Source organism: Enterobacter sp. 01-M-02-SI-ECC (assembly GCF_047530595.1).
Classification (GTDB): Bacteria; Pseudomonadota; Gammaproteobacteria; order Enterobacterales; family Enterobacteriaceae; genus Enterobacter; species Enterobacter cloacae_M.
Genome location: NZ_JBLKCZ010000028.1, coordinates 19,063 through 38,154, shown reverse-complemented (window position 1 = coordinate 38,154; position 19,092 = coordinate 19,063). Strand labels below are relative to the sequence as shown.

Genomic DNA, 19,092 nt, shown 5'->3' with positions numbered 1-19,092 from the left:
CCGCCCTCTCGGCGCATCCCTGCGCCTCGCCCCGGCCTAACGGAAAAGCTTCGGCGATTTACAGCCGGACCAGGGCATCGCTGTAAGCCATTCACTTTCCTGAAACCACATGCATCGCTTCAGGTTAAAAATTGCCTGGCAATCCCCTTCCACGGAACAAGTAATACAAATATTACTGCGCTTCCGCCAGCTGACGGTCGCGGCGGCATTTAAACACCCAGCCCACCAGCAGCAGGACGATCCACGCGCAGCCCACGTACAGGGAAATGCGGGTATCCGGATGGTAGCCAATCAGGGCAATGATAAACACCAGGAAGATCAGCCCGACCACGGTCGTCGCAACGCCGCCAGGAACTTTGAACTTCAGCGCTTTCGCCTCATCCGGCGACAGACGACGACGGAATGCGATCTGCGACAGCAGGATCATAATCCACACCCACACCGTCGCGAAGGTCGCCAGCGATGCGATCACCAGGAAGACGTTCTCCGGCATGATGTAGTTCAGGTAAACCGAGAACAGCAGCGCCACGGTCATCACCACGACGGTCACCCACGGCGTGCCGCGGCGTGAGGTTTTGGCGAACACCTTCGGCGCACTACCCTGCTCCGCCATGCCGTGCAGCATACGGCCCACGCCAAAGACGTCACTGTTAATCGCGGAGAGCGACGCGGTGAGCACCACAAAGTTCAGAATGCTGGCCGCAAAGGCAATCCCCATATGCTGGAAGGTCAGAACAAACGGGCTACCGTTGGTGCCTACCTGATTCCACGGGTAGATGGACATAATCACGAACAGCGTACCCACGTAGAACACCAGAATACGCATCGGCACCGAGTTGATGGCGCGCGGAATGGACTTCTCCGGATCTTTCGCTTCCCCGGCGGTAATACCGATAATCTCGATACCGCCGTAGGCAAACATCACCATCTGCAGCGACATCACCATGCCGAGCCAGCCGTTGCTGAAGAAGCCCCCGTTGCTCCAGAGGTTATGGATGCCGGTCGGCTGCCCGCCGTTGCCGATTCCCCAGATGATGATGCCGAAACCGGCCACGATCATGATGATAATGGTGGCGACCTTGAAGAAGGAGAACCAGAACTCCAGCTCGCCGAACACCTTCACGCTCATCAGGTTAACGGCGCAAATGATCAGCACCACGCTCAGCACCCAAATCCAGTGCGGCACCGCCGGGAACCAGACGCCCATATAGATGCCAAACGCCGTCACGTCGGCAATTGCCACAATCAGGATTTCAAAACAGTAGGTCCAGCCGGTGATAAACCCGGCCAGCGGGCCGAGGTTTTCCTGCGCGTAGCGGGAGAAGGAGCTGGCGGACGGGTTGTGAACCGACATTTCGCCGAGGGCGCGCATGATGATATACGCCGCCACGCCGCCGATGATGTACGCCAGCAGAACGCTGGGACCGGCCATTTTGATGGCATCTGCCGAGCCATAAAAAAGACCGGTGCCGATAGCAGAGCCCAGCGCCATAAAGCGGATGTGGCGCGTGCTCAATCCACGTTTAAGTTTGTTAGTGCTTTCCATTTAAATCTTGCCATTCAACACGAAAAAAACAAAAAACCACGGGGCCTTAAGCCCCGTGGTTAAACAGTTTGTTGCCGTTGATTAATGGGCGTTCGATGCGACCTGACGCCCTGCAGCACGGTCCCAGATAATGGCCAGAACCAGTGCAACAACGGTAGGCATCAGCCAGGCCAGACCCTGCTCGGACAGCGGCAGACGCTGTGTCCATGCCGGCAGTATGTGCGCGAAAGCTGATGCTTTAATCCCGTCAAGGATACCAAAAATCAGGCTGATAAACATGGCTGGCGCAATAATTCGTGAAGAGTTGTTCCACCACGGGCGAGTAAAGCTCAACACCACCAGCACGATGCACGGCGGATAAATCGCCGTCAGCACCGGAATCGAGACCTGAATCAGGTGGCTCAGACCGAGGTTGGACACCGCCATAGAGAAGATGCCGAGGATAAACACCAGGGTGCGGTAAGAGAGCGGCAGATACTGTGCAAAGAACTCTGCGCAGGCGCAGGTCAGGCCAACCGCGGTGACCAGACAGGCCAGGAAGATGAGCGCCGCCAGCAGCATACTGCCCGCACCGCCGAAGGTGTGCTGAACGTAGGCGTGCAGGATAGCCGCACCGTTGGCGTTCTGATCGACCAGCATGGCGCTGTCGGAACCCAGACGGAACAGCGCCAGATAGAGCAGCGTCAGCCCCACGCCGGCCATCAGGCCAGCCCAGATGGTATAGCGGGTAAGCAGACGCGCTTCGGTCACACCGCGGGAACGCGCGGCGTTAACGATAACGATACCAAACACCATGGCGCCCAGCGTATCCATCGTCAGGTAGCCGTTCACAAAGCCGTTAGAGAACGCGGCGTTTTTATAGGCGTCCATCGCGTCGCTAATCGGGCCCGCTGGCCAGACGATGGCCGCTACCGCCAGAACAATCAGCGCCACAATTTTCAGCGGAGCCAGGAAGTTACCCACGGTATCCAGCAGTTTTCCCGGATAGAGGGAAACCAGAATCACGATTGCGAAGTAGATCAGGCTATAGATAAACAGCGGCATCGCACCGTCACCGGTCAGGGGAGCAATACCCACTTCGAAGGACACGGTTGCCGTACGCGGGGTTGCAAACAGCGGGCCAACGGCCAGATAGCAGACGGTTGCCAGCAGAACACCTGCAACTTTGCCAATCGGGGTGCTGAGGCTATCCACACCGCCGCCGACTTTCGCCAGCGCGACGACGGTCAGAACCGGCAGACCCACGGCAGTAATCAGGAAACCAAACGCGGCGGTCCAGACGTGTTCACCCGCCTGTAAGCCAACCATTGGAGGGAAAATGATGTTGCCTGCGCCAACGAACAGCGCAAATGTCATAAAGCCCAGCGCGATGATGTCACGCGATTTTAAGTGATGGGTCATAAAACCTTACTGCCTGTGGATGTGGTGTTGAAAACATTGAGATTTTCGATATCCCTGACGGGACGATACAGCCGAAAATTTGCTCAATTTCAGCGGGAAATGCTCCCGTCCTGGCGTGGAGAAGAATAGTTTTTCGATTTACCACGCAAATACAGTCGGTCTGACAGTATCTGGGGCGCAATTTAAACGCTTATAACGTTTAAAGGCAAGGTGGGATCGCAAAACCAGAACAATATGCCAGCATGAAAACACACCTCAGAACAATACGCTATTTATAAGAAAAACCCATGGCTAATCATGCGAACAAAAAACAGTCAGCCGTATAAAATTCACCCGCGTTTCGCTTGACTGCAAAGCAAACGGGCCAGCAGACGCTGACCCGTGGAAAGGTAAAATGACACGCCTGCCGTCAGGCGATCTTTTTGGCAATTAATCGTTCCGGAATAACGAAACTGAAGCGGGTTCCTTTACCCAGCGTACTCTGAATATCGAGACGGCTTTCATGGTGATTCACCGCGTGTTTCACAATTGCCAGCCCCAGACCGCTTCCGCCAGTCTGCCGGGATCGCGCTTTATCCACACGGTAAAAGCGCTCGGTCAGGCGCGGAATATGCTCAGGCGCAATTCCCGGCCCGTTGTCTTCCACGCTAAACTCAGCCCCCGTTGGGGCATGATGCCAGCGCACCACGATATTCGTCCCCTCCGGCGTATGATTCACCGCGTTATACACCAGGTTGGAAATGGCGCTACGCAGTTCATCTTCGCTGCCCAGCACCTTCAGCGTATTGTCGACCTCAAAGGTCAGGTGATGCTTTTTGTGGCTTAACGTCTGCGCTTCACGCTCAACGACCCGCAGCATCATCGGCACATCAATGGTGTCATTTAGCGCGAGCGTCGGCGCCGCTTCAATCTTCGAGAGCGTCAGCAGCTGCTTCACCAGCCCTTCCATCCGGTGCGTTTGCTCGCGCATGGTGTGCAGCGCTTTTTCACGCGGCGCGCCTTCAAGCGTTTGCTCCTGCATCATCTCCAGGTAGCCCTGAAGCACGGTCAACGGGGTACGCAGTTCGTGACTGACGTTGGCGAAGAAGTTGCGACGCGCCCCTTCCAGCTGGTGCATCTGGGTGACATCGCGCGCCACCATCAGCCACTGCTTATCGCTGTAGGGCATCACGCGGATTTCCAGATGGCGACCATTATTGAGCTTCAGATTGTGCGGGCGGGTAAAATCACGCTTTTTCAGATACAGCGTGAACTCGGGATAGCGCAGAAGGTTGAGGATATTCTGGCCATTGTCGTCGGGCCAGCGCAGGCCCAGTAGCTGTTGCGCAAGGCCGTTACACCAGAAGATTGTCCCTTCTTCAGTCGTCAGAATAACGGCATCCGGCAGCGACTCTGCACCGCTGCGAAAACGCTTAATCAGGCTTCCCAGCTCGCGGCGACGCTTTTTATTACGCATCTGCATCTGATGCAGACCGTACAGCAGCGGCTCCCAGCTGCCGCTTCCCGGCGGCGGCGTCATGCTTCGGTCAACCCACAGCCACCAGGAGAGGCGCAGCAGGTTCCAGAAATGCCAGATGAGCAGCCCGGTGACCGACGCCAGCAGAAACCACGGCAGGTGTCCAAGAAAGGCCCCCAGAATGAAGGCCGGAATACAGCATAAGATCAGTTCAAAGACGAGCCTTTTCCATGACAGACGTTCCAGCACGCGTCACACTCCTGTCATTGTTCAGAAACGGGTAGAAAAACGATAACCCGTGCCGCGGACCGTCTGCACCATGCGATCGTGGCCGCTCAGTTCCAGTGCTTTTCGCAGGCGGCGAATATGTACGTCAACCGTCCGGTCTTCGACATACACGTTAGTTCCCCAGACGTTATTCAGCAACTGCTCGCGGCTGTAAACGCGTTCCGGATGGGTCATAAAGAAGTGCAGGAGTTTAAATTCGGTAGGCCCCATGTCGAGGGGATTTTCACCGGTCATTACGCGGTGTGAGGTGGGATCAAGGCTCAGCCCCTGCATTTCGATCACCTCTTCCACCGCCATCGGCGAAATACGGCGCATCACGGCTTTAATGCGGGCAACCAGCTCTTTTGGGGAGAACGGTTTTGTAATGTAATCGTCCGCGCCGGTCTCCAGACCGCGCACGCGATCCTCTTCTTCTCCGCGCGCCGTGAGCATCACAACCGGGATGTCGCGGGTCAGCGCTTCACGCTTCAGGTGTTTGATAAACTGCAGTCCGGAGCCGCCGGGCAACATCCAGTCCAGCAGAATCAGATCGGGCCAGGGTTCATTCAGCTGGTTCACTGCGCTGTCATAATCTTCCGCTTCAACCGGCTGGAAGCCGTTTTGCTCGAGCACGAAGCACACCATTTCACGAATTGGAGCTTCATCTTCTACGACCAGAATACGTCTCGCCATACTTTGCCCTGTCTTATCTTATTTAAGTTACAAGTTTGTAATTCGGCGCCATTATGCGTCAGATTTATGACAGATTTATGAAAAACAGTACCACGATAAGGGGCAAACCGTTGTTTTATTACAGCGGTTATTTTCCCGTCTCTGAACGTTTATAATCCTGCTTTCTCTTTTTTGCCACGGATCAGCTATGCGCATACTTCACACCTCGGACTGGCATCTGGGTCAAAATTTTTACAGCAAAAGCCGTGCGGCTGAACATGAAGCCTTCCTGAACTGGCTGCTGGAAACGGCCCGGACGCACGAGGTGGACGCGATTATTGTGGCGGGTGACATCTTTGATACCGGCTCGCCCCCCAGCTATGCGCGTGAACTGTACAACCGCTTCGTGGTGAATTTGCAGCAAACCGGCTGTCATCTGGTGATTGTCGCCGGCAACCATGATTCCGTCGCGACGCTCAATGAATCCCGCGACATCCTGGCATTTCTCAATACCACCGTCGTCGCCAGCGCCGGGCACGCCCCGCAGATCCTGAAAAAACGCGACGGCACGTCGGGGGCGGTGCTGTGCCCCATTCCCTTTTTACGGCCGCGCGACATCGTGCAAAGCCAGGCGGGGCTGTCGGGTGCGGAAAAGCAGCAGCATCTATTACAGGCCATCACCGACTATTATCACCAGCAGCACGCCGATGCCTGCGCCCTGCGCGGCGACCAGCCGATTCCGGTGATTGCGACGGGGCATCTCACCACCGTCGGGGCCAGTAAAAGTGACGCGGTACGTGACATCTATATCGGCACGCTGGATGCCTTTCCGGCGCAGAACTTCCCGCCATCCGACTACATTGCGCTCGGGCACATACACCGGGCTCAGATCGTCGGCGGCAGCGAGCACATCCGCTACTGCGGCTCGCCAATTTCGCTCAGCTTTGACGAAACGGGCAAGGCCAAATCCGTCCATCTGGTGAGCTTCTCCGAAGGAAAACTTCACGCCGTCGAGACGCTGGAGGTGCCCGTCACCCAGCCTCTGGCGGTGCTGAAGGGCGATCTTGACGCCATTACCGCCCAGCTTGAGCAGTGGCGCGGAACAGCGCTTAACCCGCCCATCTGGCTGGATATCGAAATCACCACCGACGACTACCTGCACGATATGCAGCGAAAAATTCAGGCGCTGACGGAAGATTTACCCGTCGAAGTCTTACTGGTACGCCGCAGCCGCGAGCAGCGCGAGAAAATTCTGTTAAGCGCTCAACGCGAAACGCTCAGTGAACTGCGGGTTGAAGAGGTGTTTGAACGCAGGCTCTCGCAGGAGGAAATTGACGACGCGAAGCGCGCAAGACTCAGCGAACTGTTCAGCCATACCCTGCATGCGCTCAATGATGAGGAAGAAAACGCATGAAAATTTTGAGCCTGCGTCTGAAAAATCTCAACTCCCTCAAGGGCGAGTGGAAAATTGACTTTACCGCGGAGCCGTTTGCCAGCAACGGTCTGTTTGCCATCACCGGCGCAACCGGGGCAGGTAAAACCACCCTGCTTGACGCCATCTGTCTGGCGCTTTATCACGAAACGCCACGCCTGCAGAAGGTTTCTCAGGCGCAAAACGACCTGATGACGCGCGACACCGCCGAGTGCCTGGCGGAAGTGGAGTTCGAGGTAAAAGGCACCGCCTATCGCGCATTCTGGAGCCAGAACCGCGCGCGCAACCAGCCGGACGGAAACCTGCAGGCGCCGCGCGTGGAGCTGGCGCGCTGCGAAGATGGCAAAATCCTGGCCGACAAAGTGACGGATAAACTGGAGCAAACCGCCGCGCTCACCGGGCTGGACTATGGCCGCTTCACCCGCTCCATGCTGCTCTCACAGGGGCAGTTTGCCGCCTTCCTTAATGCCAAGCCGAGCGATCGCGCCGAGCTGCTGGAAGAACTGACCGGCACCGAGATCTACGGCCAGATTTCCGCCATGGTGTTTGAGAAACACAAAGCCGCCCGCAGCGTGCTTGAAAAGTGCGAGGCGCAGGCGGCGGGCGTCGTGCTGTTGAGCGAAGAGCAACAGCAGCAGTTGCAGCAAAGTTTGCAGGTGCTTACTGACGAAGAGAAAACCCTGCTGGTTCAGCAGCAAAGCCAACAGAAAGATTTTCAGTGGCTTACGCGCCATGATGAGCTCGTGCTTGAGCAGCAGCGCGTCACCGCGATGCAGCAGCAGGCGCAACAGGCGCTGACGAACGCTGCGCCAGAGCTGGCAAAGCTCCAGCTTGCTCTGCCCGCCGCCCAGCTTCGACCGCTTTGGGAGCACCAGCAGGAGCAAACCGCGCGCCTGGCGCAAACCCAGCAGCGAATTATTGAAGTAAATACTCGCTTACAAGCCAAAACCGCGCTGCGCGCGCGGATCCGTCATACCGCCCAGCGGAATCATGAGCAGCTTCAGACCGAACTGACGGCGCTGGCGCAGTGGCTGGCGGAGCACGAACGCTATCGCCTGCTGGGGCAGGAGATTGCCGGCTGGCGTGCCCAGTTCTCTCAGCTTAACCGCGACAAAACGCAGTTAGCCTCGCTTGCTGCGCGGATGGGGGAATTACGCAACAGGCTGGCTGAGATGCCGGAAAATTCGCTGACGCTGACGGCAGATGAGGTCAGTGCGGCCATGGAGCAGCAGTCCCGGTCACGCACGCTGCGTCAGCGGCTGACGTCGCTGCATGCCCGCTATCAGCCGCTGCAAAAGCGCCTGCGCCAGAGCGGTGAAAGCGTGCTGAAGGCCCAGGCCGAACAAAACAAACTCAATGAAACGCTGACGCTGCGTCGCCAGCAGTACAAAGAGAAACACCAGCACTATCTGGACCTCAAGGCCCTGTGCGAAACCGAAGCGACGATCAAAAAGCTGGAACATTATCGTTCGCAGCTTGAGGCCGGCAAACCCTGTCCGCTGTGCGGCTCCAGCGAGCATCCCGCCGTTGCGCAATACCAGTCGCTTGAGCTGACGGATAACCAGCGCCGCCGTGATGACCTGGAAAAAGAGGTCGCCGCCCTTAAAGAGGAAGGCCTGCTGGTGCTGGGACAGGTTAATGCCCTGACGCAGCAGATTCAGCGCGAGACAGACGAAGCGCAGATGCTCTCTCAGGAAGAGCAAGCACTCACTAAAGAGTGGATGGAAGCCTGCACTTCCCTGAACATAGCGTTAAATATTCAGGAAGATATCTCGCCATGGATGAACGAGCAGGAACAGTACGAGCGCCAGCTCTATCAGCTCAGCCAGCGTCTGACCCTGCAAAACCAGTTAAACGAGCAGGAAGTGCAGGAGCGACAGTATCAGCAGCAGCTGACGGCCGCGCGCCAGGCGCTGGAAAACACCCTGCTTTCGCTATCGCTTAACGTACCTGAAGACGGGAATGAAGCCGCCTGGCTGCACGCCCGCGAAGCGGAATTCGCGCAGTGGCAGGAGAAACAAACGCAGCACGGCGCACTTCTGGAACGCATAAACGCGCTGAAGCCGCTGCTCGACACGCTTCCGGAAACGAACGGCGAAGAGGCCGAACCGGCCATTCCGGACGGCTGGCGAGACGTTCACGACGAATGCGTGTCGCTACAAAGCCAGCTCACCGCACATCAGCAGCAGGAAAAGCTGGAGCAAGAGCGCCTGCTTCAGTCGCAGGCACAGTTCACCGCGGCGCTCTCAGCGAGCTGCTTTGCCGATCGGGACGCGTTCCTTGCCGCCCTGCTGGATGACGACGCTATTCGTCGCCTCGAACAGCTGAAGCAGTCGCTGGAAAGCCAGATACAGCAGGCCGCGGCCCTTTCCGGCCAGGCTAACCAGCAGCTGCAGGCTCATCTGGCGCTGCGGCCGGAAGGGCTCAATGCCGATGCCCCCACGCTGCAAAGCCAGCTGCAGCAGCTGGCGCAACGGCTTCGCGAGAACACCACGCATCAGGGCGAGATCCGCCAGCAGCTTAAGCAGGACAGCGATAACCGTCAGCACCAGCTGGCGTTGATGCAGCAAATTGAAGAGACCGCGCGAGAGGCGGACGACTGGGGTTATCTGAACGCGCTGATCGGCTCCAGCACCGGCGACAAGTTCCGTAAATTCGCACAGGGGCTGACGCTGGATAATCTCGTCTGGCTTGCTAACCAGCAGCTTAACCGTCTGCACGGGCGTTATCTGCTGCAGCGCAAGGCCAGCGACGCGCTGGAGCTGGAAGTGGTCGATACCTGGCAGGCGGATGCGGTTCGCGATACCCGCACGCTCTCGGGCGGCGAGAGCTTCCTGGTCAGCCTGGCGCTGGCGCTGGCCCTTTCCGATCTGGTGAGCCATAAGACGCGGATCGATTCCCTGTTCCTGGATGAAGGGTTCGGCACGCTCGACAGTGAAACGCTCGATACCGCGCTGGATGCGCTCGACGCGCTGAACGCCACCGGGAAAACCATCGGCGTGATCAGCCACGTTGAGGCGATGAAAGAGCGCATTCCGGTGCAGATCAAGGTGAAGAAGATCAACGGGCTGGGGTACAGCAGGCTGGATAAGGTGTTTGCGGTGGAATAAATGGGGGGATGGTGCGGTCTGATGCCCTCACCCTGGCCCTCTCCCACGGGGAGAGGGTACAAACATCAAAACAGCAACTTTCGTTGCTGTTTTGCTTTTACCTTGCCTCACCCTGGCCCTCTCCCACAGGGAGAGGGAATAAACATTATTTGCTTTTATTCCGGCCACAGCCACGCCGCGCCGCGCACGCCGCTGGAGTCACCGTGGACAGCTTTGCGGATCGGGGTTTCACACTCGCCGCCGAAGACCCACTGTTTCACCAGGTTCGGAACCGTGGCGTACAGCCGGTCAACGTTGCTCATGCCGCCGCCGAGCACAATCACGTCCGGATCGAGAATATTCACCACGTGCGCCAGGGATTTCGCCAGCCGCATTTCGTAGCGGCTAAGGGCCAGCTCGGCGACCGGATCCTGTTCTTCGACCAGACGCATGATTTCGTTGCCCTTTAACGGCTGGCCGCTTAAGCGGTGGTAGTCGGTAGCAAAACCGGTGCCGGAGATAAACGTCTCAATACAGCCCTGCTTTCCGCAGTAGCACGGCACTTCAGCGCGGTATTTAAGCTCGTCTTCATCCATCCACGGCAGCGGGTTGTGTCCCCACTCGCCCGCGGTGCCGTTACCGCCGATATGGGCGCGTCCGCCGAACGCCACGCCCGCTCCGCAGCCGGTACCAATGATCACTGCAAACACGGTCTGGGCACCGGCCGCCGCGCCGTCGATGGCCTCAGAGACCGCCAGACAGTTGGCGTCGTTGGCCAGACGCACTTCCCGGTTCAGACGTTGGCTCAAATCTTTGTCAAACGGCTGACCGTTGAGCCAGGTGGAGTTGGCATTTTTAACCACCCCGGTATACGGCGAGATCGACCCCGGGATCCCCATCCCGACGCTGCCGGTTTGCCCTGTCGCCTGCTCTGCCATCTCAACCAGGCTGGCAATCGTCTCGATAGTCTGGTGATAATCATCGCGCGGCGTCGGCAGACGGTGGCGAAACAGCTGCTCCCCCTGCTCGCTCAGTGCGATAACTTCTGTTTTGGTGCCGCCCAAATCGATCCCAATACGCACAAGACTCTCCTCATTATTTTGATTATCAACAGAGTAGAAGCACGCTTCCCGATTAGCAATGCAAGCGATGCGACAATTCGTTATCATGCCCGCTGATTTAACGACAAGGCCGTGGAAATTATCATGCTGTGGTTCAAAAATTTGATGGTTTACCGTCTCAGCCGCGACGTTTCGCTGCGTGCAGAAGAGATGGAAAAACAGTTAGCCGCTTATACCTTTTCCCCTTGCGGTAGCCAGGATATGGCTAAAACCGGCTGGGTTCCGCCAATGGGTTCACAAAGCGATGCACTGACCCACGCCAGCAGCACGGGTCAAATCATCGTCTGCGCCCGTAAAGAAGAGAAAATCCTGCCGACGCCGGTGGTTAAGCAGGCGCTCGAAGCGAAAATTTTCAAGCTGGAAGCCGAACAGGGCCGCAAGCTGAAAAAGACCGAAAAAGATTCGCTGAAAGACGAAGTGCTGCACTCCCTGCTGCCGCGCGCCTTCAGCCGCTTTAGCCAGACCATGATGTGGATCGACACCGTCAACGGGCTGATCATGGTGGACTGCGCCAGCGCCAAGAAAGCAGAAGATACTCTGGCCCTGCTGCGTAAAAGCATCGGATCTTTACCGGTCGTTCCGCTGGCGCTGGAAACGCCGATCGAGCTGACGTTGACCGAATGGGTACGCAGCGGTGCTGCGGCACAGGGTTTCCAGATCCTTGATGAAGCCGAGCTGAAAGCCCTGCTGGAAGATGGCGGCGTGATCCGCGCGAAGAAGCAGGATCTGGTGAGCGACGAGATCGCTGTACACATCGAAGCGGGTAAAGTGGTCACTAAACTGGCGCTCGACTGGCAGCAGCGCATCCAGTTCGTGATGTGCGACGACGGCTCCGTGAAGCGTCTTAAGTTCTGCGACGAGTTGCGCGATCAGAACGAAGATATCGACAGGGAAGATTACGCCCAGCGCTTTGACGCGGACTTTATCCTGATGACCGGCGAGCTGGCCGCGTTGATTCAGAATCTGGTGGAAGGTCTCGGCGGCGAAGCGCAGAGATAACAGGCAAAACGCAGGCCGGGTAAGCGTCAGCGCCACCCGGCTTATTTTTTATTTCAGGTAGCGGCACAGATAAGAGGTAGGTTCAGCGACCTGCAAATGAAACTCGCTGTGGCCAGGGACGTTGAAAACTTGCCCGGCAGCGTAAACTTTCCATTCCGTTTCACCCGGCAGTAAGACGTTCAGCGCCCCGCTGACGACCGTCATTTCTTCAGCTTCCGCCGTGCCAAAGGTGTATTCCCCTTCCGCCATAACGCCGACACTGGCGCGGCCAGTGCTGCTGCTGGTAAAACCAATGGATTTCACTTTACCGGAAAAGTATTCGTTACTTTGAAGCATGAACTGGCCCTTATATTTTTAGATAAAAATTCACTATAGGGGCCACGCTCATCACCTGTCACGCAAAATCATTACATAAGGAGTTCCGAGGCCAGGCGAGCCATCAGAACGTTGGATAACAGCACGGGAACATCCAGCGCTTTTTGCAGCAGATCACGATGATGCTGATGGAAACCGAGGCAGTCCAGGATCAAGACATCTGCCCCTCTCTCAAGCAGTTCCTTCCCGGCAGCAATGAGCTTGGCCTCACTGTCCCAGAACGGATTTGCCAGCGCATACAAGGGCACTTTTTCCAGCACGTGCCACTTTGCTTCCTGGTTATCCATAAGCTCCTCAATGGGCACAATCACCCCCACCTGATGACCATCCACGATGGAGGCCACCAGCGGTGGAATGATCCGCATCGGCTCCAGCAAAATCGCATTACGCGCCGTGAGGCCCTTAATGGGCGCGGTACTCATCAGTAAAATAACGTCATAACCTTGATTATCGAGCACTTCTATTACGCCCTGCAGCGAGCGCTCGATTTTCTGGCGTGAAACATGCGCCAGTTTACCGTCGCTTAATAACGTCGCCAGGGGATCCTCCCCCGCCTCGACAGCGTAGTCTTCCATGACCTCTTCCCGACTCATCTTCCCCAGCAGGCTAAGATGCGTTATCTGTTGTTCAGATACATGCTCGGTTAAGAGCGGTAACACTTCGCTTACAGGGACCACACCAATGGTGAGGATCGCCAACGTTGCCTTCATCTTGATCGCCTTCCATTACTTCAACATCGTGCACACAGGTACAGGCTCACTACGCTGCACAGTTCATTTTTTCAACAAAACAGCACCAAGCGTAGCAGGTGATCCCGACATCGAAATGTAAAGATCGCCTGCCGATACCGGAGTTACTTGTAATAACTAAATATTAACTCCTGCTTAACTTTCCCGATGAGTAAAAAGTGTGATTCAGGCACGATACTGGAACGTTTAGGAAAACATTCAGGTTATGTCGGGATCTTCATAGCGCCGTTTCGCATCCAGCGCTTCCTGTTCAGTCTCGTGTTCACTGATCAGCGAGTCCGGCTTGGGGTGATCGGCACGCAGTTGGTACCAGGTCACGGTATGACCCGTCTGGCCTTTTTCAACGGTAACAACGCGCGCTTCACGCGGATAGGGAGGTCTGGTTGGCATAGCTCATCCTTTTTTTATGTCTGAGCTATAAGTATAGACGCCGGTTAGCTGGCACAAGCCAAACGCAGGGCGGTAATAATCTGAATCACAACCTCTTCGGGAGAGGCTGACGCATCCACCACGTGGTGAGCCGCTTCGCGGTATAGCGCATCGCGTTCGGCCAGCACTTCGCTCACCTCTTCGCTGAGCGGCCTGGAGGTCAGCGCGGGGCGTTGCCCCTCTTCCGGAAAGGCTTCCAGCCGCCCTACCAGAGCCGACACCGGCGCGCTGAGATAAATCACAATCCCCTTTTCGCGCATAAAGTGACGATTGCACTCCGCCAGAACGATGCCGCCGCCGGTCGCGATCACGGCAGACGGGGTAGTGACCGCTTTCAGCGCGGCCGTTTCGCGCGCGCGAAAGCTCTCCCATCCCTCTTGCTCAACGATCTCAGCGATGGTTTTTCCGGCCTCAGTTTGAAGCCAGTGGTCGGTATCAACAAACTGGCGATGACACACGCGTGCCAGCTCCAGGCCAACGGTGGTTTTCCCACAGCCGCGGGGGCCAACTAAAAAGATGGGTTGGGTCATGCCAGGTGTTCCCCTTGATGCCGAATGGCTGAAGAGTGTAAAGAAATAATTGCAGAAGATGTTGCGATTACTTTACTGCAAAGCGGTACGGGATGACAACCCTGTGGAGGCCACACTGTACCACAAATTGACAATAATTATCATTACGCTGTGCGGCGCTTCACTTCCAGCAGCCATTTATCCAGCTCGGCAGCGAACAGCTGACGGTCGCGCTGGGACAGGCTGTCCGGTCCACCGGTCTGCACGCCGCTGGCCCGCATCGTATCCATAAAATCGCGCATGGTAAGCTTTTCACGAATGGTCGAAGGCGAGTAACGCTCCCCGCGCGGATTGAGCGCCGCCGCCCCTTTCTCCAGCACTTCGGCAGCCAGCGGAATATCCGCCGTGATCACCAGATCCTCCGCGCTGCACAGGCGAACAATTTCGTTATCCGCCACGTCGAATCCGGCCGGCACGCGCAAAGAGCGGATGAACCGCGAAGGCGGTACGCGAATATTCTGGTTAGCCACCAGCGTCAGCGGCATCTGAACGCGCTCGGCGGCACGAAATAAAATCTCTTTAATCACATTCGGACACGCGTCCGCATCAACCCAAATCGCCATATTGTCTCCCCATAATGAGTCTGCCGACTATTGTCGCCTGCATTTCGTTGTTAAGCTATCAATCAGAGATAACAACGCATAATGACGGAGAATCGTGATGGACAAGAAAATCGGGTTTATCGGCTGCGGTAACATGGGCAAAGCCATCCTGGGCGGTCTGATCGCCAGCGGGCAGGTGCTGCCGGGTCAGATTTGGGTCTATACCCCGTCACCGGACAAAGTCGCCGAGTTGCGCGATCAATACGGGATCAACGCCGCCGAAAGCGCGCAGGAAGTCGCCCAGGTCGCCGATATCGTCTTTGGCGCCGTCAAGCCAAACATCATGATCAAAGTGCTAAGCGATATCACCTCCAGCCTGAATAAAGAGACGCTGGTCGTGTCGATTGCCGCGGGCGTCACGCTCGATCAGCTGGCGCGCGCGCTGGGTCACGATCGTAAAATCGTCCGCGCGATGCCCAATACCCCCTCGCTGGTCAATGCCGGCATGACCTCCGTCACGCCTAACGCGCTGGTGACCACGGAAGAAGTAGCCGACGTGCTGAATATTTTCCGCTGCTTCGGTGAAGCAGAAGTGATTGCCGAATCGATGATCCATCCGGTGGTCGGCGTGAGTGGCTCAGCCCCTGCCTATGTGTTCATGTTTTTAGAAGCGATGGCCGACGCCGCCGTGCTTGGCGGAATGCCGCGCGCGCAGGCGTATAAGTTCGCCGCGCAGGCCGTCATGGGCTCCGCCAAAATGGTGCTGGAAACCGGCAAACATCCGGGTGAACTGAAAGATATGGTCTGCTCTCCGGGCGGTACCACCATCGAAGCGGTGCGGGTGCTGGAAGAGCGCGGGTTCCGCTCGGCCGTCATTGAAGCGATGGCAAAATGCATGGAAAAATCAGAGAAGCTGAGTAAATCCTGATTTCTGACCGGGCGTCAGGCGGCCACTTCGGTGCGGCCGCGCCCGGCATTTTTCGCCTTATAGAGCGCCACGTCAGCCGCCTTTAGCCATTCCCGATAGTGTCCAAACTGCGGTCCCCAGGGGGCAACGCCGACGCTGATGCGCAGCGCTTCTTTTGGCGCGCACGGTAACGTCAGCTTTTCCAGCCGCTCATGCAGTCGCGACATCACGGCGATGGCGCTCTCCGCCGCTGTCTGCGACATGATCACCGCAAACTCATCCCCGCCAAACCGGCCGATCGCATCGCCTGACCGTACCGACCGCTGGAGCTGACGCGTAATGGCAACGATCGCCTCGTCGCCCACGTCGTGCCCCCATGTGTCGTTGATATTTTTAAAGTGGTCGATATCAATCAGCAATATCGTGGCGGTGCTGTGGTCGCGCCGACAATGCTCAAATTCATTTCGCAGCAGCATTTCCCAGTGTCGGCGGTTGAAGACCCCGGTCATCCCGTCTCGTGTGCTCATCATTTCCAGCCGCTGCTTATGTTCCGCAAGCCTGACGGCGGTTCGGTGGCTGAGCCAGGCAAACAGCATGGGATAAAGAACGAGTACGGGTAACGTTAAGCCCCACTCCACAAGGTCGGGGTTGAAGACGACAACCTTCCCGACGAGTGGCAGGGTCACCAGCGCGGAGAGCAGGGTCAACGCGATCCCCGGGAGAAACAGACGACAGCCCCCGGAGCCCATCATATTCATCCCTACCATCATCACCAGCGCTGCCGTGGGTAACGCATTCATCCCCATCACGCCGATCCAGAGCCCGGCAATAATGGCATCGATTTTAAGATTGAAAATTTCCTGCTGATGGGGTGAAGCGGCGCGGCAGGACAGCTGCCAGGCAAAATGGGGCCAGACGAACGACCACCCCACCAGTAAAAGCCACCAGCCGCCGGGTAAAAAATGGGTGACCAGCATCCCCGCAACGGGGAAAAACATTGCCGCCAGGCCGACGGCGCGCGCCAGCCTGACTCGCCGGGCAAACTGAATGCCGGCGCGGTGAGGGTCATCCTGAGAAAGGGTTAAACTCCACTCTTCACGAATGCGCTTTTTGTTGTAATACGTTTCATCATTCATCATTTTTGGGAATATTCTGAAACATTTTCCCAAATTATAGAGAGGGGGTCTGCGGGGAAAGTATGAAATTTCGGGTGAGCCGCCAGAGCCGCTCACCCGTTTGAACTACACTTTTTTCTTCAGGCACGCGCTCATGAACTTGCTGCGGTCGTCCCCTTTAAGGGACTGTTCGGTTGCTTTCGCATTACACTCGCGCATTTTTTGCTGCTGCGGCGTCAGACTTTTTTCAGCCGGCTTCGCGGCGCCGTTTTTAAGGCAGTCGCTCATGTATGTCTTGCGAGCATCTCCCTTCAGACTCTGAGACGTCGCCTGTTGATTACAGGTGGTCATACGCTGCTGTTGCGGCGTTAACGTTTTCTCTTCCGCGTTCGCCGATGCGATCAGGAACAGGCCAGAGAGCAGAGTAATCAGTAATGTTGTTTTCATTGCACCATCCTTTTGTGAACATTCCCTGTAAGTCTGGTTCGTGACAGGAAAAAAACCACCCGGCAGATGTGATTTCCGCCGGGATTTTATCATTTAAGACCCAGCGCCGCCTTCATGGTGTAGAACAGATCCGTTTGATCGGTCAGGCCTACCACGTTTGCCGCGTGCGGCCCATAGGCTGCAATGCGCAGCTGGGTGCCGGTGTGCTCCATGGACTCTTCTTCAGAGTTGCCGTAGCTCAACACCATAACGGCGCCATCTTTGGTATTCAGCGCCTGCGTCAGGCCCGGGGCCTTGGTATCTGCCGGAATAATCTGGCTGGCGTGCGCATGGTCCGCGGTGACCACCACCAGGGTGTTACCGTCTTTTTTCGCGAACTCAAGCGCCTTCTGCACCGCTTCGTCCAGATCGACGGTTTCGCCAATCTGGCCGCACGGGTTCGCCGCATGATCCTGCTTATCAATCGACGCGCCTTCCACCTGCAGGAAGAACCCTTTTTCGCTCTTGCTCAGCAGAGAGATGGCTTTATCAGTCATCGCCGCCAGCGTCGGTACGCTGTCCGTGCGTTTCGGGTTAGGCGTACAGGTTACGGCAGGTTTATCGATATTGCCGTGATAAGAGGCTTTTGGTCCTTCCCAGCGCACGGGCATGTTGCCGTCAGAGAATAGCCCCAGCAGCGGCTTGTCCTGGTTCGCCTCGGTGATGGCTGCCAGCGAACTGGCGTCACTCACCAGCTGATAGCCGCGGGCCTGCGCCTGCTCGCGCAGCGTTTTGCCCTGCCACTCGCCCGCCGTCGCGGTTTCTGCGAAGGTTTTCGCGCCGCCGCCCAGGGTCACGTCAGGACGCGCGTTCAGCAGCTGTTCCGTAATCGAGCCTTTGCCGCCTTTTTCCAGCGCGTTCGTCGGACATTTTTCGCTGGTCACTGACGGACCGTAGCATTTACGCGAGGTTACATGCGCCACCAGCGCCGCGGGCGTTGCATCCTGAAGTTCAGCGGTGGAGACGTTGCCGGTCGCAAGGCCCGCCGCTTTTGCCATCTCCAGAAGGGTTTGGTGATCTTTTTCGTGAATATCCACACCCAGCGCGCCATTATAGGTTTTCACGCCGGTGGACCACGCCGTAGCAGAGGCCGCCGAGTCCGTGACGTAATCCGGTTTACCGGTTTTTTTATCCAGGGCGTAATGGGTATATTGTCCGGTCAACGGTAATGCGTCGATACCTTTAAAAAAGCCGCCCGCACCCTCGGCATAATTTCGCGCCGCCGTAATTTCGGAATCCCCCATTCCATCGCCAATAAGCAGAATAATATTTTTCGCCGGCTTATCATTCAGCGAAGCCCGAATAGCGGCAGTTTGATCTTCTGATAAACGGCGTGCGCCGCCAGGCTGGGTGATATCCCCTTTTGCCGCGCGATTATCCAGCACGCTGGTTTGGGCAGTATCGGCATAAATGGCAGGGGTAATTAACAGGGGAAGTAATGCGATGAAAAGTGCGCTCTGTTTCAATTTATTTTCTCCATGTACAAATACATAAAAATAAAAACAGAGCGACTATAGGCATCCTGCATGACAATTCTATGACACGTCGTTACGTCCTGTGACGGTTTAGGTGCGAGGATGCCTTAACAGCTTCTTTACGTACTGGTGGAGCATCTCGGCATCCTCAACCGGAACCTGCGATTCAGGCCTGACGCTGTCCAGTGCGCCTTCCACGCTCTCAATCAACGCCTGTTGATCGGTTTTCGCCATTTGTCGCAGCAGCGCGGTGACCACAATTTCCAGTGCTTCGACCTGAGCAACCAGCTCTTTTGACTCCTCTTCCTTTTGTGCCAGTTTGACCAGCAATTCAGCAATGAGATTTTTCATCGTGCCAGTTCCTTTTTCAGTTTTGTCTGAAGTTAGCATTCTGAATCCATAATGCAAAGAGAAGAAATTTATTATGGTATGCAAAAGTGATGCAGGAATAAAAATAAAGAA

Annotated in this window: 18 protein-coding genes; 4 read left to right on the top strand and 14 right to left on the bottom strand. The window is 56.6% G+C overall.

Annotated elements, in window-relative coordinates:
* Window positions 1–172: 172 nt before the first annotated feature.
* The 4 genes from proY to phoB all read right to left on the bottom strand — a co-directional run bounded on the left by proY (window position 173) and on the right by phoB (window position 5,363).
* Window positions 173–1,546 (bottom strand): proline-specific permease ProY, encoded by a 1,374-nt coding sequence (proY, locus tag ACMWLG_RS22600; RefSeq protein WP_029739758.1) that lies wholly within the window; start codon window positions 1,544–1,546, stop codon window positions 173–175.
* Between the two features lie 81 nt (window positions 1,547–1,627).
* Window positions 1,628–2,947, bottom strand: a complete 1,320-nt coding sequence (gene brnQ, locus ACMWLG_RS22595) for a branched-chain amino acid transporter carrier protein BrnQ (RefSeq protein ID WP_024906795.1) — start codon at window positions 2,945–2,947, stop codon at window positions 1,628–1,630.
* Between the two features lie 409 nt (window positions 2,948–3,356).
* Window positions 3,357–4,652, bottom strand: a complete 1,296-nt coding sequence (phoR, locus tag ACMWLG_RS22590; RefSeq protein WP_045400639.1) for a phosphate regulon sensor histidine kinase PhoR — start codon at window positions 4,650–4,652, stop codon at window positions 3,357–3,359.
* Between the two features lie 21 nt (window positions 4,653–4,673).
* Entirely contained in the window at window positions 4,674–5,363 is a 690-nt protein-coding gene (phoB, locus tag ACMWLG_RS22585; RefSeq protein ID WP_008503265.1) for a phosphate response regulator transcription factor PhoB, read from the bottom strand.
* 187 nt (window positions 5,364–5,550) lie between these two features.
* Between phoB and sbcD the strand changes: the two genes are divergently transcribed.
* Complete coding sequence (sbcD, locus tag ACMWLG_RS22580) at window positions 5,551–6,756, top strand: exonuclease subunit SbcD (protein ID WP_045400636.1); 1,206 nt, start codon at window positions 5,551–5,553, stop codon at window positions 6,754–6,756.
* The gene (gene sbcC / locus ACMWLG_RS22575; protein WP_045400633.1) at window positions 6,753–9,884 is read left to right on the top strand and encodes an exonuclease subunit SbcC; all 3,132 of its coding nucleotides are present in this window, start codon (window positions 6,753–6,755) and stop codon (window positions 9,882–9,884) included. Before sbcD ends, sbcC begins: the two co-directional genes overlap by 4 nt.
* A 155-nt stretch (window positions 9,885–10,039) precedes the next feature.
* Here sbcC and mak read toward each other — a convergent pair whose 3' ends face one another.
* Window positions 10,040–10,945 (bottom strand): fructokinase, encoded by a 906-nt coding sequence (mak, locus tag ACMWLG_RS22570; RefSeq protein ID WP_045400629.1) that lies wholly within the window; start codon window positions 10,943–10,945, stop codon window positions 10,040–10,042.
* Between the two features lie 123 nt (window positions 10,946–11,068).
* Here mak and rdgC point away from each other — a divergent pair, with 123 nt between their 5' ends.
* The gene (rdgC, locus tag ACMWLG_RS22565; RefSeq protein ID WP_023310540.1) at window positions 11,069–11,983 is read left to right on the top strand and encodes a recombination-associated protein RdgC; all 915 of its coding nucleotides are present in this window, start codon (window positions 11,069–11,071) and stop codon (window positions 11,981–11,983) included.
* Window positions 11,984–12,031: 48 nt separating this feature from the next.
* On the opposite strand, the gene ppnP is transcribed toward rdgC, so the two are convergent.
* The 5 genes from ppnP to ACMWLG_RS22540 all read right to left on the bottom strand — a co-directional run bounded on the left by ppnP (window position 12,032) and on the right by ACMWLG_RS22540 (window position 14,668).
* Window positions 12,032–12,319: a pyrimidine/purine nucleoside phosphorylase gene (gene ppnP / locus ACMWLG_RS22560; protein ID WP_008503270.1), complete on the bottom strand. Its 288-nt coding sequence runs from the start codon at window positions 12,317–12,319 to the stop codon at window positions 12,032–12,034.
* 71 nt (window positions 12,320–12,390) lie between these two features.
* Window positions 12,391–13,068 carry an AroM family protein gene (locus ACMWLG_RS22555; protein WP_008503271.1) on the bottom strand — a complete coding sequence of 226 codons (678 nt, stop codon included), beginning with the start codon at window positions 13,066–13,068 and terminating at the stop codon, window positions 12,391–12,393.
* Between the two features lie 237 nt (window positions 13,069–13,305).
* Window positions 13,306–13,497, bottom strand: a complete 192-nt coding sequence (gene yaiA, locus ACMWLG_RS22550; protein WP_023310538.1) for a protein YaiA — start codon at window positions 13,495–13,497, stop codon at window positions 13,306–13,308.
* Window positions 13,498–13,541: 44 nt separating this feature from the next.
* Window positions 13,542–14,066, bottom strand: a complete 525-nt coding sequence (gene aroL, locus ACMWLG_RS22545) for a shikimate kinase AroL (protein WP_023310537.1) — start codon at window positions 14,064–14,066, stop codon at window positions 13,542–13,544.
* A gap of 143 nt (window positions 14,067–14,209) precedes the next feature.
* Window positions 14,210–14,668 (bottom strand): YaiI/YqxD family protein, encoded by a 459-nt coding sequence (locus ACMWLG_RS22540; protein ID WP_045400626.1) that lies wholly within the window; start codon window positions 14,666–14,668, stop codon window positions 14,210–14,212.
* 97 nt (window positions 14,669–14,765) lie between these two features.
* On the opposite strand from ACMWLG_RS22540, the gene proC reads away from it, so the two are divergent.
* Window positions 14,766–15,575, top strand: a complete 810-nt coding sequence (gene proC, locus ACMWLG_RS22535; protein WP_023310536.1) for a pyrroline-5-carboxylate reductase — start codon at window positions 14,766–14,768, stop codon at window positions 15,573–15,575.
* Between the two features lie 14 nt (window positions 15,576–15,589).
* On the opposite strand, the gene adrA is transcribed toward proC, so the two are convergent.
* The 4 genes from adrA to iraP all read right to left on the bottom strand — a co-directional run bounded on the left by adrA (window position 15,590) and on the right by iraP (window position 18,981).
* Window positions 15,590–16,693, bottom strand: coding sequence for a diguanylate cyclase AdrA (gene adrA, locus ACMWLG_RS22530; RefSeq protein WP_045400623.1), 1,104 nt, complete (start codon window positions 16,691–16,693; stop codon window positions 15,590–15,592).
* Window positions 16,694–16,795: 102 nt separating this feature from the next.
* Window positions 16,796–17,116 carry a phosphate starvation-inducible protein PsiF gene (gene psiF / locus ACMWLG_RS22525; RefSeq protein ID WP_045400620.1) on the bottom strand — a complete coding sequence of 107 codons (321 nt, stop codon included), beginning with the start codon at window positions 17,114–17,116 and terminating at the stop codon, window positions 16,796–16,798.
* A gap of 89 nt (window positions 17,117–17,205) precedes the next feature.
* Complete coding sequence (gene phoA / locus ACMWLG_RS22520) at window positions 17,206–18,621, bottom strand: alkaline phosphatase (RefSeq protein WP_023310533.1); 1,416 nt, start codon at window positions 18,619–18,621, stop codon at window positions 17,206–17,208.
* A 99-nt stretch (window positions 18,622–18,720) separates the two neighbouring features.
* Window positions 18,721–18,981 (bottom strand): anti-adapter protein IraP, encoded by a 261-nt coding sequence (iraP, locus tag ACMWLG_RS22515; RefSeq protein WP_023310532.1) that lies wholly within the window; start codon window positions 18,979–18,981, stop codon window positions 18,721–18,723.
* Between the last annotated feature and the right edge of the window lie 111 nt (window positions 18,982–19,092).